We start from the raw sequence: 15,820 nt of genomic DNA on the forward strand, positions 1-15,820 counted from the left end.
TTGAAGCTAGAGCATCACGTCGCCACCGTTTGGCGACAGCGTTTGGCCGGAATAGAAGGCACCTGCCTCGGAGGCGAGAAGAAGCGCCGTCGGGGCTATTTCTTCGACCCGCCCGAAGCGGCCAACGGGGAGCTGCGCCTGTTTCATCGCGCGCCAGTCCTCACTGAGACCCATCAGTAGGTCGGTCTCCACCGGACCTGGGGCGATGGCGTTCACCATGACGTTTCGGGGAGCGCCCTCGTACGAAAGCGCCCGCGTGAAACCCACGACGCCAGCCTTTGCGGCACAGTAATGCGCTAACCCCGGCGCGCCCTTGTAAGCCAGTTGCGAGGCGACGTTGATGATCCGGCCCCATCGCCTCTCGAGCATCTCCGGAAAGAAGGCACGAGTAACCAGAAACGTGCCACGCAGATGCACATTCAACATGCGGTCCCAGTCACCGATCGAGATCTCGGGAAACGGCTTGTCTCCACCGATGCCGGCGCAATTGACGACGATGTCTATCCCGCCCAGCAGCCTCCGAACCTCAGCCACCGCCCTGGAGACGGCGCCCTCATCCGCAACATCGCAGTTGAAACTCTGAAGGTCACAGCCCTGCCCCGACACCTTCTTTTGAAGCAGCTGGGCATTTGCTTCATCATCGAAATGAAAGACTGCCAACTGGGCACCATGCCGTGCAAAAAGCTCACAAACTGCCGCGCCAATTCCTCGGCTACCGCCGGTTACAAGCGCTCGACGGCCCTTTAGGGAAAAGATCTCTTCCATCGTCAGCGCCCCGCGCTTGCGAACTTTTTGCCGAGCCAATCGGCGTAGCTGCGGATGCCATCAACCAGGGAGATTCGTGGTGAGAACCCGAGGTCGCGCTCGACGGCTGCGATATCGAACCGAGTCTGACGGTCATCGACCGGGTCGTCGCCTTCGGCGATCGAAATGTCAGCGGATGGCAGCACCGCTCGCACGGCGTCGGCGATCTCGGGAAATGTCAGGAAGCTTCCGCCCGTGACGTTATAGGTGTCGCGCGGCAGGTTTGGCTGGTCGAGTGCCGTGACCAACGCTCTGGCGGCATCCTCAACGTGAATGAACTGCCGATGAAAGTTGCGGCCGAATGCAAGGCGGGTAGGCTTTCCGGCAAGCGCGTCGGTGACCATTTCCCGGATGATGCAGTCCGTCGTCCGGCGCGGGCCGTAGACCCAGGACAATCTCAGGCTAACGCCGTCGAGCCCAAACTGCGAGCGATAGGCCGCAACGAGTTGCTCGCCGCTGACCTTGCTCGCACCATACAGCGTTGTCGGACGCAAGGGCACGTCTTCCGGTACCAGGTCCAGTTCGGTGACGCCGTAGGCGCTGGTGGACGAGCAGAAAACGAAACGAGAGGCGGCATGGATGCGCGCGAGCTCAAGGACGTTTACAGTGCCGACAATGTTAACCGCCACCATCGCCGGAGGATTGTCGCGGGCGACCATCGGCCCTGAGAACGCGCCGCAATGGATGACGCCGGCCAGTTGTCGTCCTTGCACCACAGCATGGAGCCTGTGCACCTCGGTGACGTCACATTGGACGATCGGCCGTCCCTCTTCGGTCGCCGCGACCCGATCGACAGGGATGACATCGCGGCTGGCCTGCTCCAGCATGACCCTGACTGCATTGCCGACCAGCCCGGCTGCTCCGGTCACCAGCACCGCGCCAGCGCTCATCGTGCAGCCCTCACCTTCAGCTGATGCACCTCGGCGCGGGCCCGCTGGGTTTCGTTCTGCTCGATGGGCAGTTCGGCTGCCAGCAGTTTTTGGGTGTACTCGTGTTGCGGACTGGCGAAGATGCGTTCGGTCTCGCCGGTCTCGACAATCTTGCCGAGCCGCATGACAGCGACGTAGTGAGCGAGGGATCGCACGGAGTTCAGGTCGTGCGTGATAAACAGCGCCGACAAGCCGATCTCGCGCTGCAGATCACGCACCAGGTCGATGATCTGCGCACGAACACGAATATCAAGCGCGGTCGTGGGCTCGTCGAAGACGACGAATTCCGGCTTTGTGGCCAGAGCTCTCGCGATCCCGATCCGTTTCTGCTCGCCCGCCGTCAGTTCATGCGGGTAGGAATCCGCCAGCTTGGTCGGCAGTTGCACCAGCCCCAGCAACTCACGAACGCGTGCGAGCTTCGCCGCCTTCGTGACGCCTGGCTCCAATCCAAGCGGTTCAGCGAGAAGCTGAGAAACCGTCCAGCGCGGATTGAGCGCAACATATGGTTCCTGGAACACCATCTGAATGTGGCGACGAAGCGGGCGAAAGTCCTTCTCTAACATCGGAATCGTGTCTTGATCATCGAATCTGATCTGACCGCTGTCCGCCTTCAGCAGTTTCACCAGACACTGACCGACCGTGGTCTTGCCCGACCCGCTTTCGCCCACCAACGCAAGGGTTTCATTGCGGTTTACCGAGAACGACACGTCGTCGATGGCCCGTACCACCTCCCCGCCGCTAAGCGGGAAATACTTGAAGAGGCTCTCGACTTGCAAAAGCGGTGTGGCCTTCCGGCCTGACACGGATTGCTCATCCTGCGTCATCGGCGCGGGACGCGCCTTTGCAGCGTCAAGCAGAACGGCGCTGTAGGTCTCATCAGGTCTGACGAGAAACTGACCTACTGGCTTGAGCTCAACGATGCGACCTTCCTTCATGATCGCTACGCGATCACAAAAATGAGCGACGATCCCGAGATCGTGAGTAATGATGATCGCGCCCAGCCCTAAGTCTCGAACACGCTTCACAAACAGATCGAGAACCTGGACCTGGATGGTAGCGTCCAGCCCCAGCGTTGCGTCGTCGGCGACGACGATATCCGGCTGGGTTATGAGCGCCATTGCAATCACGATTCTCTGCGCCATACCTCCCGAGAGTTCATGCGGATAGGCTTCCATGCGCCGCTCAGGATTGACGATACCAACCTGTTGGAAGAGTTCGGCCGTCTCGGCCAAAGCTTGTTTGCGGGTGCAAGAACGGTGCGCTTGCAACACGTTCGCCACCTGAGATCCAACCGTCTGCACGGGATCCAACAGGGACTTCGCGTTCGTTCCAATCAGCGAAACCGTGCCGCCCCGAAATTGCCTGGCCGCTTCGCCGCAGAGGTCGAAGATCGACTTGTCGTTTACGAACACATCGCCGCCAACAACGCGTCCGCCAGACGGAAGCAGATTGATGAGCGCCCTGGCCAGGATCGACTTACCAGCCCCGGTTTCCCCTACGATGCCCAGCACCTCATTGCGATTTAGCGAGAAGTCGACGTCGTCCAGTACCTTCTTGTCGGCGAAGGAGACCGAAAGGCCGCGAACGTCCAAAAGCGGGGAAAGTGTTTCGATGTTCATGTACGGCTCCTGGTCGTCGGGTCGAACATATCTTTGGCGGCGTCACCCAGAAGAGCGAAGCAAAGGACGGAAATCACGATCGCCAGGCCGGGGAAGAGTGACACCCACCACACGCCAAGGATCATCTGCTGGGCACCGGTCGAGACCATCAGGCCCCACTCCGGCGCGGGCATGCGAACGCCTGCGCCGATGAAGGAGAGGCCGGCCGTGAGAAGGATGGCCATGCCGATAGAGATCGAGATCTGAACGATCGCCGGCGTCAGCGCGTTGGGCAGGATGTGATGGAACATGATCGTGAAATCAGTCGCGCCGCTGCAGCGTGCCGCGCTGATGAAGGGACGCTGCCTCAAGGACAACACCTCGGCCCGGATCAGCCTGGCAAACATGGGGATGAACAGGACCGCCAGCACGATCGCCACGTTCCAGATTTCCTGGCCCATGACGGACACCAGCGCCATACCAAGGACGAACACCGGGAAGGACTGGATGAAATCGAACACCCGCATCGCGAACGATGTCGCGATGTTCTGGTAATATCCGATCAGCAAGCCAATCGGCACGCCGACCACGAAAGCCACCGCGACCGCGGATATGCTGATCAGCAGGTTGATGCGCGTGGCGTAGAGGATGCGGGAATAGATATCCATGCCGGACACGTCGGTACCCAGCCAGTGCTCGGCCGAGGGTGGCAGAAGCGACGCCAGCGGGTCGGCCTCCACTGGAGAGTGCGTTGCTAGAAGCGGCGCGAAAACGATCGCGACGATCTGCAACAGAAGCAGAACGAGACCGATGACAGCCGCGGGGCGCCGCAGGCCCTGAAAAAACGAGTTGCTTGAGCTTTCCATGGTCTCAGACCTTTATCCGCGGGTCGACCAGTTCGTAGAGCACGTCGACGATCAGATAGATGATGAGGATGAAGGCGGCGGCGACGAGCACGAACCCCTGGATGGCGGGATAGTCGCTGTTGACCACCGCTTGCACGGCATACTGCCCCAGCCCGCCCCAGGCGAAGATGGTCTCGACGAGCACGGCCGCGCCGAGCAGGAAGCCGAAGAGAAACCCCACTGTGGTGATGATCGGCGGAAGACTGTTGCGCAGGGCGCTCCTGATGATGACCCGCTCCGGCAGACCGCTTGCACGCTGATGGCGAATGAACTCGCTGCGGTAGATGTCGGAGAACGTCGTCTTCGTCATCTTCATCAGCATGCCGGCATTGACGATGGTCAAGGTGAGCACCGGCAGGATCAACCTGGCGACAGACGACTTGAAGGCTACAAGATCGCCAGCCAGCAGGCTGTCGATGGTGTAGAAGCCAGTGACCGTCGGCGGCGCGTTGATCAGGGCGTCGATGCGGCCAAACGGTGCGGCGGCGATGTCGGCCATGTAGAAGAAGAAGAATATCAGGAGCAGACCGACCCAGAAGTCCGGGATGGCGCCCGCCGCCAGGCCGTAGAAGCGGCTGAAATAATCGACGATGCCGCCTTTCCTGACCACGGCGATGACCGCCACTGTGACACCCACGATGATGGTCACGATCATTGCGTAGGTGATGAGCTCGAGCGTCGCGGGCGCCCGTTCCGCCAGATCCGTGACAACCGGATTGGAGGTGAACAAGGATACCCCAAGGTCGCCATGCAGGACGTTGCCGACATAGAGCAGGAACTGCTGCCATATGCTCAGATCAAGTCCCAGCCGCTGGCGCAATGCCGCAATCGATTCAGGTGTCGCGGTGTTGCCCAACATGAGAAGGGCCGGATCGCCCGGGAGCAGACGCACCAGAAGGAAGGTTACGAGCATTACCCCGAACATCTGAGGCACCACAAGCGGCAGCCGGGTTCCGACGATGCGCAGGGGTCTGGGCAGCTTCGCCCAGAGCGCGAACGGTTTCATGACATCCTCCCTTCAGGCAAATCGTGCCGGCCGGTTTCTTCTCCAGCCGGCGACGTTGGCAAATCTTATTGTTTTGAGAAGTCGTACCAGGCGTTGCCGTTCGGCGTGTACCAGGAGAACCCGCCGACATTGGCACGCGTGGCAAGCTGATAACCAGGATTGAAAAGGAACACCCAAGGGGCGTTTTCCATGGTTATCTGCTGGACCCGCTTCATCTTCTCCAGGCGGGAAGACTCATCCGTGGTGGTGAGGCCTTCGTTGATGTCCTTGTCCACTTCATCGTTCTTGAAACGCGAGTAGTCGATCAGGGAGCCGCTGTTGAGCCAAAGGTTGGCAACATAGGCGGCGTCCGGGACGATCGCCATGTCCCTGAAGAAGTACATCGGGATCTCGCCCTTGGTGTACCGCTCGACCAAAGTAGAGGCAGGCAGCTTCGACAGCGTTACGTCGACGCCGGCCTTGGCGAAGGCCGACTTGAGGATGACGGCGATTTCTTCCTCGATCTGGTCGCCGGTACGATAGCCGAGTTCGGTCTTGAACCCGTCCGGATAGCCCGCATCGGCAAGCAGCGACTTCGCCTTGGCCACGTCCGTCAAATAGTTGAAGTACTCGTCCGTGAAGCCCGGATAGATTTCGGAGATCGGGCTCTTGGTTGGCCGCGCCGTGTTGAAATAAACGGCCTTCAGGATCTCGTCGCGCGGCACCAGATAGTTCAGCGCCTGGCGCACCTTGGGATCGGTGAAGGGCTTGCTCGTGTTGTTCATTTCAACGCGATGGATGTAGTTGCCGAAGACCTTCCAGATCTTGACCCCGGGAGCCTTCTCGAGCAGCGCCAGTTCGCGCGGCAAGAGGTACTCGGCGACGTCCACCGAACCGGCCTGGAGCGCGGCGACGCGATTTGCCGACGTCGGCATCTCCTTGAAGATCACCTTCTTGATCTTGGCTTCGCCGCGATAGTAGTTCGGGTTTGCCTCGTAGATGACCTCCTGGCCGGGGCTGTACTTGCTTACGAAATACGGGCCGAAGGACGCGGAGTTGGAGGCGAGCCAGCGGCCACCCCATTTGTCGTCATCCGTCACGTGCTTCTTGAGCTCGGCGGCGTCGATGATGCCAAGGTCGGAATTGACCCAGAGCCGGTCAAGCAATGGCGAGGGGTTCGGGATGCTGACCGTGACGGTGTAGTCATCGATCTTCTTGAAGGAGTCCTCGAAGGAGGTGATCTTCAGGATCTGCGTCATGTACCAGTAGAAATTGGCCTTTGTGTTCCAGCCGCGCTCGAACGACCACATGACGGCGTCGGCGTTCAGTTCGTTACCGTGGTTGCTTTTCACGCCTTTGCGCAGGTGAAACGTGATTGACTTCTTGTCCGGCGCCACATCCCAGCTTTCCGCCAGGCAGCCTTCCAACTTGCTGAAGTCTTCGTATTTGATCCCGCCGTCTTCCTTGGCGGCGTAACCCAGCAGACGCTCGTAGACGTTTCTTCTGACCTCGTGGACGGCTTCGGTCGGCGGGTATTCCTGATCGAGGGATTCCGGCGTGCGCGGACCGGCGACCACCAGGGTCGATTTTGCGTCCTGCGCAAAAACCGGGCCCGCGCCGAGCATAGAGCTCATCAACAGCGCTCCCACCAACAACGAGGCAGACCTGCGAGACATATTGGCAATGCTGAAAAGCGGCAGATCCTTCGATATCCGAATTGGCATTTCTCTTCCCCTTGAAAATGGACGCTAGGGTTCTCGGCGTCTCTGTTGTCAGAGGAGGTCGTTTAACGACGTGCTGGCGAGACCTTGGTCCGCCGCCGTCGGAATCCGCTCCTCCTCTCGAGCTTCTTCCGGCTTCCATTGAGTCCGTGATTGTGTACAATCGAAGTGTGCAAGCCTCCTTCCGGGTTGTCAATCAGAATTTTCAGGTGATGAACGCTCGCGCATGCAGTGCCGCTGGTGACCGACCAAGTTGTTGCCACCGCGCACCCGGGTTGTGAATCGCGTGTCGAAAAGGGAGAAGGCATTGAAAATCGACGCCAGGAGTGGATGCCCCTGCGTCATGCTTGGCTTATCCAGCTTAGAAGTCGCACCAGCCTCAGCTCTGGGGGCGATTGCCCTGCAACCTCGCAATTGCGGGACACGGCACTAAATTAGAAGGGAATCGAGATTGTGTCGGCCGTTGTGCACAATATCTGCTTTCTATATAGGACCACGCTGTACGGCGTGCCTGACCTAAGTTTTCAGTCGCCAGATGCTTTGGCACGTAGCTCAAAAGTCCTTTATTGATAAAGGATGAGGTACGCCGTTTTGGCGGCGAATGCCCCTATCGAGGATGATCAGCTGTTTGAAGGAGACGGCATTTGGACCCAAGCCTGCCCCGCTTTCAAAAGGCACACGGGAAGTCCGAAGCTGAAATCCGCCGGCGGATTCTGCAGGCGATTTTCGAGATGAGGCTGCCTCCTGGTGAGCGTTTGACCGAGGAGCAGTTGGCCGAGACCTTCGACGTCAGTAGGACCGTTGTCCGACAGGCAATAGCGAGACTCGCGCAAGACGGCATACTGGTGAAAATGCCGAATATCGGCACGACGGTGGCAGCTCCGACACGCAAAGAGACGCGAGACATACTCGCGGTCCGCAAGATGGTTGAACCTGACATAGTTCGAATGTTGGCGGCCGGTCCTGTTGGGGGCGGTTTGGATCGGCTGCACGCTCATCTTGCCAAAGAGAAAGCAGCTAGGAACTCGGACGACCGTGGGACTTTGGTCAGGCTAACGGGGGAGTTTCACCTTCTACTTGCCGAGGTCGCGGCGAACGATGTCCTGACACGCTTGATGACCGGCCTCCAAACGCTAACCTGTTTGGCCATCCTCCTCTATGCCGAACAAGATAAAGCCTGCCCTCCCGACGAGCACAGCCGTATCGTGAACGCAATCGCGGAAGGGAATGGCGAAACGGCCGCTCGTGAAATGCTACGTCACCTAAAGCATGTTGAAGCGGACCTGAAGCTAGACGGTGAGGACAAAGCCTCGAACTTTTCTGAGACAATGGCTTGGCTACGAGGGGCTTGAGGCTGAGTGGCAGCCCGACGATCTGGTGACTATCAATAGTTGGATTTTCGACAAACGAGCTCGTCTTCGCGGCCGATCAACGCGGAACAGGATTCCGCAGCGATTTGCTGTTCGCGTCTGCCAGGATCAGTTGAGCTAGCGCGCCAAAGGGAGGAGCGGCCATAGCATATTGAGCGTATTCATTGAGCCAGACGGAAAATAAAGCGCTGACCGCTGATTGGAAACGACGGATCAAATCAACCTCCTTTGTGCATCCTGCGATCGCCCACAGATTTTTGCTCGAAATAGAGCGACACAAGGTGCCGCGCTTCCTGCCAGAGTTCCGGCGATGCCGGTTCGATTTCGCGGCCATAACGATCAGAAATCTCTCCCTCGCTAACGTCGTTCTCGGACCAAGTTCCACCACCATTCATTAGGTTTAAGATGAGAGGCTGCAGTCGATCGAATGCTCGGGCAAGCCGAGCATTCTCTGTCTCGCCGGCCTCGAATTCTTTCCACAAGCGCAGAAACCGCCCAGCGTCAGCCGGGGGCAACAGTCCAAAGATCCGCCGAGCAGCGTCAGCCTCCCGTTGCTGCGTCACCACGGAATCCACATTGTTTGAATGCAAAGGTACGTCACCAGCGTCGATTTCCACGATGTCATGAATGAGCAACATGCCAATGACCCGCGACAGGTCGATGCGACTGAACCTCGGTCCAAGTACGAGGGCGAACATCGCGAGATGCCATGAATGCTCTGCCGCATTTTCGCGGCGCTTCTCGCCAATGATCTTGGTTTGACGGTCGACCTGCTTGAGTCTGTCAATCTCGGTCAGGAAGGCGACGGTTTCGCTCAACATCGCGTCACCACATGACGTCGCCGCCATTAGGCGAAAGACTCTGGCCAATGAAGAACGCTGCAGCGTCCGACGCCAGGAAGACGTAAGTCGCCGCGATCTCCGACACCTTGCCGGGTCGCCCGATTGGTAGGGCTTTGAGATTCTCCTCAACGAATGACTCGCCACCTTTGTACAGCATCGCAGTGTCCGTCATTCCGGGGCAAACGCAGTTCACGGTGATGCCATCACGCGCTACCTCCTGAGCGACACTGGCAGTGAGAGCCGTAACAGCTGCCTTTGAAGCGCAGTAGGCACCGTGGTTAGGCACCGGCTTGTGCGCCAGCTGCGATGATGTGTTGATGATGCGTCCGAAGCCTCGCTCAAGCATATGCGGCAACACATGCTTCATGCCAAATGCGACGCCATTGACATTGGTGGCGAAAATCTCTGCCCAGAGCGTCGAGTCCTGCTGCTGCATGGGAGCGCCAGCGCTGGTTATGCCGGCGTTGTTGACCAGAATATCGAGCCAGCCGAGGCGACTTATCGCGTGCTGGATGACTCTGGATACCGATCCTTCGTCCCTGACATCGACTTCATCGGAGTAGGCATCGACGCCCGATGCCACCAACTCGGTTACAATCGAAGACTTTTCGTCAGGCCAACCTCGATCGGCGACGCCGACGCTAGCACCTTCCGACGCAAATGCCTTGCAGACCGCGCGCCCAATCCCAACTGCGCCGCCAATGACGAGCGCCTTCCTGCCTCGTAAGGTCATATGTTCCATCAACCCGCTTTACGCAGCGGGTGCTCCTTAACGCCCGCACCATAGAGCTTGAGGACGCTTTCGAGACTTGGTTTCTCCTGAGCAGGCTTATCCTGCAGAAGATCGCGCTCTATATCGCTCAGGTGACGTTCCATCAGCTCCACGGCTGCACCGGCGTTCCGTTCACGCAGCAATTCCACCAGGCGTCGATGATCATGCGCTTTGCAACAGGCTGTGACGTCGCTGTAAGTCGCAATTACCAGGGCCGACCTGCAAACGAGATTGAGCAGGGTCGCTTCTACGACCTTGTTGTCGGCGATGCTGCTGAGAACTAAGTGGAACTGACCCGATAGACGCAACGCTTCTCGTTGGTCGTTGCGATGATAAGCGTCGTCTTCCTTGTCAACGTGCCGCTGTAGAGCCAGCAGTTGAGCATCCGAGGCTGACGCGACCAGCCGGCGAACGACATAAGGCTCGATGGCTTTTCGCGCTTCGAGGATGTCCATCGCTTCCTTGCGGTCGGGAACGACTACGAAACAGCCTTTGTTCCTTTGCAGCTCAACCAGCCTGTCTTGTTGCAGCCGGTGAATGGCGACCCTGACTATCGTCCGGCTGACACCATAGTGATTGCAGAAGACGTCCTCGGGGAGTTTGGTCCCGGGATCAAGCGCCCGATCGAGAATGGCCCGAACCACGGTGTCGTAGATTTCATCTGGAACGCTCTCAAGCGCAGCCGGCTCTGCTCGCGATTCCTTTTGAGCGACTTCTAAGGCGTCTTTCATTCTTCCGCATCCTCTGGCTGCTCGATTAGTAACCAAGATTCCGAACGCACGCAACAAAATTGCTGACGGTATCCGATAAAATCTCTAATACGATTTATCATCGTTTCGTATTGACTTCCGCGCATATCAGGTGGCAATCATGGAGAAACAGCGCGACCGCGCACAACCTTTCTGGAGCACCGCGATGGTTCATAAGCTCATCCTCGATGTCGACACGGGAACGGACGACGCTGTTGCGATCATGTTGGCGGCTCTCCATCCCGCCTTGGATCTGGTGGCTGTCACCACGGTCAACGGAAATATCGAAGTCGAGAAATGCACCGACAACACATTGCGGACTCTGGAATGGATCGGCCGGGGCGACATTCCTGTCTATGAAGGACTGGCAACCCCCATCGTCCGTCCAGACTTTCCGACGCCAAGGGCAACGAAACGAGATCCAAAAGTTCACATGGCTGTGCTACCCGTGCCTGCGCCGAAAGGCAGGAAGCAAGACAAGCCAGCACCAATTTTTCTATCTGAAATATTCGCAAGCAATCCCAACCAGATAACTCTGGTAGCTGTCGGACCACTGTCCAATCTTGCGGCAACAATCGCAGTCGATCCAGCCTTTCCTTCCAATGTATCACATTTGATTATCATGGGAGGCGCCATCAATAAATCAAACATTACGCCGTCAGCTGAGTTCAACATTTGGGCTGATCCGGAAGCGGCTGCCCAGGTATTTCGTGCAGGATTCAAGAAGATTACACTTGTCCCGCTTGACGCCACGCACGAGGCCCTGGTCTCCAGTGACCAATGCGATCATCTCCGGAACCTCGGCACCGCCGCCGGTGAAGCTGCCGCCGACATAATAATGCATCGCATCAAGGGATATGAAGCGAACCAACCAACGGGAACGCCCCTTACGGCGCCCGTCCATGATGCCGTTTGCGTGGCCGCACTCGTCGATGAGAGCATCGTCGATACGAGATTCGTCAATGTCGTCATCGAAACCGCCGGCGAATACACGATAGGCAGGACCGTAGTCGATCACGAGAAGCGGACGACAAGGCCGGCCAACTGCCACGTCGCATTTCACGCGAACCGCTCGGCTTTCATAAACATGCTCACCGAGATCTTTGCCCGAGGACCTAAGCCAGGGACCCGTTGAAGCCTCGGAATTGATCGAAGCTCGGCCGGCAATCCATTGCCGGCCGTTTCTTTTATGAACCAAATGGCAATTTTGTATTGACAGCTTCATACAATCATCAATAGGATCGTATCGCCTGCATGGAGGCGCATAAGAAAATCAATCCGTGCCCTTCCGGCATCGCGGGCGTCAGGAAGCAAACAGCTCCAGGGGAGTGAGATGAAATTTTTCAAGCAAGTGGCGCTTTGCGCCAGCCTATCTTTCGCAAGCTTGTCTTTGATCGCAACGACGTCGATGGCCCAAGCTGGCATCAAGGTCGCCTTTGTAACCGCGGAAGGCGGCCTTGGAGACCACTCGTTCAATGATATGATCGCCGACGGCCTTAAGAAGGCCAAGACAGACCTCGGCATCAAGTATGAAGTCATCCAGCCTCGCGCGGTATCCGACTTCAAATCCTCGCTCGTGCGCGCCGCGGCTGCGAAAAACTTCGACCTGGTGCTTGGCGCGAGCTTCGACATGATACAGCCGATGAAGGAAGCGGCTGCGGCCTTCCCCGATCAGAAATTCGGCATCGTCGATGTCGGCTCGGATCCGATCGCGCCAAATGTGGTTGGTGGGGTCGCAAAGGACTGGGAAGGCTCGTTCATCGTCGGGGTGGCGGCTGCGATGACTTCAAAGACCGGCACGATCGGATTCGTTGGTGGCAAGGACATCCCGGTCATCCACCGCTTTTTCAACGGATACTATTACGGCGCCAAAACCGTGAAGCCCGACATCAAGGTTCTCGAGCGGTATTCAGGCTCCTTCACCGACCCTGCTGCAGGCAAGGAATACACTCTGGCGCTGGTCAACGCCGGATCCGACATCAACTTCGCCGTGGCCAATCTGACGGGCGCAGGCGTCATCGATGCGGCGAAGCAGACGCACACCTTTGCGATCGGCGTGGACTCGAACCAGAACTACATGGCGCCTGGCACGGTCCTTACCTCCATGATGAAGCGTGTCGATGTCTTGGCCTACGACATTATCAAGTCGGTTGTTGACGGCACATTCAAGGGAGGTGCCAACAAACAGTATGGCCTCAAGGAGGGAGGCGTCCAAGCAGCGATGGATCAGTACAATAAGGGGCTGATCTCCGACGCCGCTCTCGCAAAAATGGATGAACTGACGGCGAAAGTTGTTTCCGGCGAGATCGTGGTCCCGAACTACATCGACCTGGACCCCAACGCCAAGCAGATGGGAAAGCCGCCAATCGATCGTCCTTCTGCAAACTAAACGGTTAATCCTCCCAAGGAACCCGGGCACTTCACCGTAGGTGCCCGGGATATTCATAGCAGACGGAGACGAAAGACATGCCCGGCACCACCGATATCGTAGTCGAGATGACCGGCATACAAAAGCAGTTTGGCGATCTTGTTGCCATCGAGGACGCCACTCTGGTCATACAAAAGGGTGAGATTCACGCCCTTGTCGGTGAGAACGGCGCCGGCAAGTCGACGCTGATGAATATTCTGTACGGACTCATCTCAAGAAGCGCCGGCGAAATAAGGCTGAAAGGGAGACCGGTCGAGTTCTCAAATCCCGCGGACGCCATTCAAGCGGCAATCGGCATGGTTCATCAGCACTTCAAGCTGTCCCCGTCGTTCACCGTCGCAGAGAACATTGTCATTGGTGCGGAGCCCCTGAAAGGCTACGGTCGCGTCGATTTCAAAAAGGCGCAGCGCGACACGCTCGAGCTTAGCCGCCGGTTCGGGTTGGAACTGGATCCAACCGCTATCGTGGCAAAGCTGCCCGTGGGACTTCGGCAACGCGTCGAAATCCTCAAGGCACTCTATCGCAAGGCTGAAATCCTCATTCTGGACGAGCCTACCGCGGTCCTCACGCCGAACGAGACGCGCGAACTTTTCAAGACCATGCGCTCCCTGGCGGAAAGCGGATGCTCGATCATTTTCATCAGCCATAAGCTTCGAGAAGTACTCGAAGTCGCTGACCAGGTGTCTGTGATGCGGCGAGGCCGCATACGACGGACATTCCCGGCCGCGGCCGTAACCGCACAAGACATCGCGAACGAGATGGTGGGCCGATCGGTGCTGCTTAGGGTCGAGAAGACCCCCAGCACCTTCGACGGGCAAAAGCTTCTTTCAGTGAAGGACCTGGAATCGTTCGGCGATCGCGGCGAGGTGGCTGTCGACACGCTTTCCATGGACGTTCGGGCAGGCGAAATCGTGGGCCTGGCCGGTGTCCAGGGCAATGGTCAGGACGAGTTGGTCCAATGTATCGCGGGCATGCGCAGACCGGCCAACGGAACGATCTCTTTCGCGGGCAAGGCCGTGCACTCCAGCCCTCGCGCCGCGCGGGTGGCGGGCTTGGCGTACATCCCCGCGGACCGAGGCGGCGTTGGCCTTTCGCTGCAGAGTTCGATCTGGGAAAACATGATGATCGGGCATTTCACCGAGGTGACCCGGGGCCCGTTCATTTCCTCCTCCGCAGCGCAAGCCCATGCAAAACGCCTCGTTGACGCCTACGATGTTCGGGGCGGCGGCATAAACGCCGCTGCCGCCTCTCTTTCGGGCGGCAATCAGCAAAAGGTGCAGATCGCCCGCGAATTAAGTCGACAGGCGAACGTCGTGGTGGCCGAACAACCGTCCCAAGGCGTCGATATTGGCGCCATCGAGTCCATCCATAAGCTTCTCGTTTCGATGCGCGATTCCGGTAAAGCAGTCCTTGTCGTTTCGGCCGACCTTGATGAGATCATGGCGCTCTCGGACCGCATACTGGTCATGTACCGCGGACGGATTGTGGCTGACCTGCTGGCTTCTGAGACATCGTACGAGGAAGTCGGCCGCTATATGGGCGGACTTATCGCCTCTGGGCAACCTGCCATTGAGACTGCGGGACAGTCTCTGGCAAATCCTATCTGACGCAACGAGGGAGGACGCAGTTGAGAAACGCCAACTCGTTAGCTGTCCGTTTGATACGGACAATAAGTGTCCCCTTGTTTGCAGTCGCCACGGCGCTTGTCGTGGGAGCTGTGCTGATCGCTCTCCTCGGCCAAAATCCGTTCACAGTGTACCAGGTTCTCATTGCCGGCGGTCTGTCCGGCTGGCCGAACATCTCTACCACCCTGCAGATGATGACGCCGCTTCTTTTCACCGGGCTCTCCGTGGCAATCGCGTTCCGAGCGGGCCTCTGGAATATCGGTGCGGAAGGCCAGATGCTAATGGGGGCCATGGCCTCGGCAATCGCAGGTTACGGCATCGTCGGGTTGCCTGTGGCGATCCATCTGCCGATCTGCATCATTGCCGGGTTTCTCGGCGGCATGGCATGGGCCGCCATACCCGGCCTTCTGCGCGTCTATCTCGCCGTGAATGAGCTGGTGATATGCCTGATGCTCAACCCGATCGCTTTGCTATTGACCGGCTATATCTCCACAAGAGCGCTAAAGGCGCCAGGGCCGACAAACAAGCTGCCTGATGTTGCCGAGAGTGCTTTCCTCCCAAGTCTCTCGATCTTTTCGCAGCTCAATGCCGGGATTTTCCTTGCCATCGGTGTTTGTATCACCTTCGCTATTTTCAACTCGGCCACGCTCCGCGGCTTCATCTGGAAGCTGATTGGGCTCAATCCGAAGTTTGCGCACTACGGTGGCATCGACGTACGCGGCAACGCGCTTTGGGTGATGCTCATCAGCGGAGGGGTCGCGGGCCTGGCGGGCGCCGAGCAGGTTCTAGGCGAATACCATGCCTTTTACGACAACTTCTCACCGGGATTCGGCTTCGACGGAATCGCGGTTGCGATGCTGGCGCAGAACAACCCGATCGGCGTCATCGCTGCCGCTTTCCTGTTTGGCGTCTTGAATGGCGGCAGCGCGGTGCTGCAGATGACGACCGGCCTCAGCAAATATTTCGTCCAGGTTCTTCAGTTCCTCATTGTTCTTGTCCTTGCGGCCCAGTTCACGTGGCGCCTCAACTGGCCGCGTCGCTCAAACAATTCCCCCAAAAGCCTGTCGCAACCGGCCATCAAGGAGGCATAAA

At 58.2% G+C, this 15,820-nt stretch carries 15 protein-coding genes; 5 read left to right on the forward strand and 10 right to left on the reverse strand.

All coding sequences use genetic code 11. The annotated features are described in order from the left end of the window. Positions 1-6: 6 nt before the first annotated feature. The 6 genes from P9230_RS21070 to P9230_RS21095 form a co-directional block, all read right to left on the reverse strand. A complete protein-coding gene (locus tag P9230_RS21070) occupies positions 7-765 on the reverse strand; it encodes a 3-oxoacyl-ACP reductase family protein (protein WP_278120760.1) in 759 nt (252 codons plus the stop codon). Positions 766-767: 2 nt separating this feature from the next. Next, positions 768-1,694 (reverse strand): NAD(P)-dependent oxidoreductase, encoded by a 927-nt coding sequence (locus tag P9230_RS21075; protein ID WP_278120761.1) that lies wholly within the window; start codon positions 1,692-1,694, stop codon positions 768-770. After that, the gene (locus tag P9230_RS21080) at positions 1,691-3,352 is read right to left on the reverse strand and encodes an ABC transporter ATP-binding protein (RefSeq protein ID WP_278120762.1); all 1,662 of its coding nucleotides are present in this window, start codon (positions 3,350-3,352) and stop codon (positions 1,691-1,693) included. The genes P9230_RS21075 and P9230_RS21080 overlap by 4 nt, the downstream gene beginning before the upstream one ends. Beyond that, positions 3,349-4,197 carry an ABC transporter permease gene (locus P9230_RS21085; RefSeq protein WP_347404006.1) on the reverse strand — a complete coding sequence of 283 codons (849 nt, stop codon included), beginning with the start codon at positions 4,195-4,197 and terminating at the stop codon, positions 3,349-3,351. Before P9230_RS21085 ends, P9230_RS21080 begins: the two co-directional genes overlap by 4 nt. A 4-nt stretch (positions 4,198-4,201) precedes the next feature. Beyond that, a complete protein-coding gene (locus tag P9230_RS21090; protein WP_278120764.1) occupies positions 4,202-5,242 on the reverse strand; it encodes an ABC transporter permease in 1,041 nt (346 codons plus the stop codon). A gap of 65 nt (positions 5,243-5,307) precedes the next feature. Then, a complete protein-coding gene (locus tag P9230_RS21095; protein WP_278120765.1) occupies positions 5,308-6,855 on the reverse strand; it encodes an ABC transporter substrate-binding protein in 1,548 nt (515 codons plus the stop codon). A gap of 731 nt (positions 6,856-7,586) precedes the next feature. Between P9230_RS21095 and P9230_RS21100 the strand changes: the two genes are divergently transcribed. Then, a complete protein-coding gene (locus P9230_RS21100) occupies positions 7,587-8,294 on the forward strand; it encodes a GntR family transcriptional regulator (RefSeq protein ID WP_278120766.1) in 708 nt (235 codons plus the stop codon). A gap of 76 nt (positions 8,295-8,370) precedes the next feature. Here P9230_RS21100 and P9230_RS21105 read toward each other — a convergent pair whose 3' ends face one another. The 4 genes from P9230_RS21105 to P9230_RS21120 are packed head-to-tail and all read right to left on the reverse strand — an operon-like array spanning position 8,371 to position 10,657. After that, entirely contained in the window at positions 8,371-8,529 is a 159-nt protein-coding gene (locus P9230_RS21105; protein WP_278120767.1) for a hypothetical protein, read from the reverse strand. Between the two features lies 1 nt (position 8,530). Further along, the gene (locus P9230_RS21110) at positions 8,531-9,130 is read right to left on the reverse strand and encodes an HD domain-containing protein (RefSeq protein WP_278120768.1); all 600 of its coding nucleotides are present in this window, start codon (positions 9,128-9,130) and stop codon (positions 8,531-8,533) included. A 7-nt stretch (positions 9,131-9,137) separates the two neighbouring features. Continuing rightward, positions 9,138-9,896 (reverse strand): SDR family oxidoreductase, encoded by a 759-nt coding sequence (locus P9230_RS21115; RefSeq protein WP_278120769.1) that lies wholly within the window; start codon positions 9,894-9,896, stop codon positions 9,138-9,140. Then, a complete protein-coding gene (locus P9230_RS21120; protein WP_278120770.1) occupies positions 9,896-10,657 on the reverse strand; it encodes a GntR family transcriptional regulator in 762 nt (253 codons plus the stop codon). The genes P9230_RS21115 and P9230_RS21120 overlap by 1 nt, the downstream gene beginning before the upstream one ends. A 139-nt stretch (positions 10,658-10,796) precedes the next feature. Between P9230_RS21120 and P9230_RS21125 the strand changes: the two genes are divergently transcribed. The 4 genes from P9230_RS21125 (at position 10,797) to P9230_RS21140 (ending at position 15,819) form a co-directional block, all read left to right on the forward strand. Beyond that, positions 10,797-11,810: a nucleoside hydrolase gene (locus tag P9230_RS21125; RefSeq protein WP_278120771.1), complete on the forward strand. Its 1,014-nt coding sequence runs from the start codon at positions 10,797-10,799 to the stop codon at positions 11,808-11,810. Positions 11,811-12,008: 198 nt separating this feature from the next. Then, positions 12,009-13,064, forward strand: coding sequence for a BMP family ABC transporter substrate-binding protein (locus P9230_RS21130; protein WP_278120772.1), 1,056 nt, complete (start codon positions 12,009-12,011; stop codon positions 13,062-13,064). 77 nt (positions 13,065-13,141) lie between these two features. Further along, entirely contained in the window at positions 13,142-14,710 is a 1,569-nt protein-coding gene (locus tag P9230_RS21135) for an ABC transporter ATP-binding protein (protein WP_278120773.1), read from the forward strand. Between the two features lie 20 nt (positions 14,711-14,730). Continuing rightward, positions 14,731-15,819 (forward strand): ABC transporter permease, encoded by a 1,089-nt coding sequence (locus P9230_RS21140; protein WP_278120774.1) that lies wholly within the window; start codon positions 14,731-14,733, stop codon positions 15,817-15,819. Position 15,820: the final 1 nt, after the last annotated feature.

Origin of the sequence: Mesorhizobium sp. WSM4887 (assembly GCF_029625865.1) — a bacterium.
Lineage (GTDB): Bacteria > Pseudomonadota > Alphaproteobacteria > Rhizobiales > Rhizobiaceae > Mesorhizobium.

Excerpts from the sequence above, each read along its gene's own strand:
- P9230_RS21070 (WP_278120760.1), bottom strand. The coding sequence starts at position 765 with ATGGAAGAGATCTTTTCCCTAAAGGGCCGTCGAGCGCTTGTAACCGGC.
- P9230_RS21075 (WP_278120761.1), bottom strand. The coding sequence starts at position 1,694 with ATGAGCGCTGGCGCGGTGCTGGTGACCGGAGCAGCCGGGCTGGTCGGC.
- P9230_RS21080 (WP_278120762.1), bottom strand. The coding sequence starts at position 3,352 with ATGAACATCGAAACACTTTCCCCGCTTTTGGACGTTCGCGGCCTTTCG.
- P9230_RS21085 (WP_347404006.1), bottom strand. The coding sequence starts at position 4,197 with ATGGAAAGCTCAAGCAACTCGTTTTTTCAGGGCCTGCGGCGCCCCGCG.
- P9230_RS21090 (WP_278120764.1), bottom strand. The coding sequence starts at position 5,242 with ATGAAACCGTTCGCGCTCTGGGCGAAGCTGCCCAGACCCCTGCGCATC.
- P9230_RS21095 (WP_278120765.1), bottom strand. The coding sequence starts at position 6,855 with ATGAGCTCTATGCTCGGCGCGGGCCCGGTTTTTGCGCAGGACGCAAAA.
- P9230_RS21115 (WP_278120769.1), bottom strand. The coding sequence starts at position 9,896 with ATGGAACATATGACCTTACGAGGCAGGAAGGCGCTCGTCATTGGCGGC.
- P9230_RS21120 (WP_278120770.1), bottom strand. The coding sequence starts at position 10,657 with ATGAAAGACGCCTTAGAAGTCGCTCAAAAGGAATCGCGAGCAGAGCCG.
- P9230_RS21125 (WP_278120771.1), top strand. The coding sequence starts at position 10,797 with ATGGAGAAACAGCGCGACCGCGCACAACCTTTCTGGAGCACCGCGATG.
- P9230_RS21130 (WP_278120772.1), top strand. The coding sequence starts at position 12,009 with ATGAAATTTTTCAAGCAAGTGGCGCTTTGCGCCAGCCTATCTTTCGCA.
- P9230_RS21135 (WP_278120773.1), top strand. The coding sequence starts at position 13,142 with ATGCCCGGCACCACCGATATCGTAGTCGAGATGACCGGCATACAAAAG.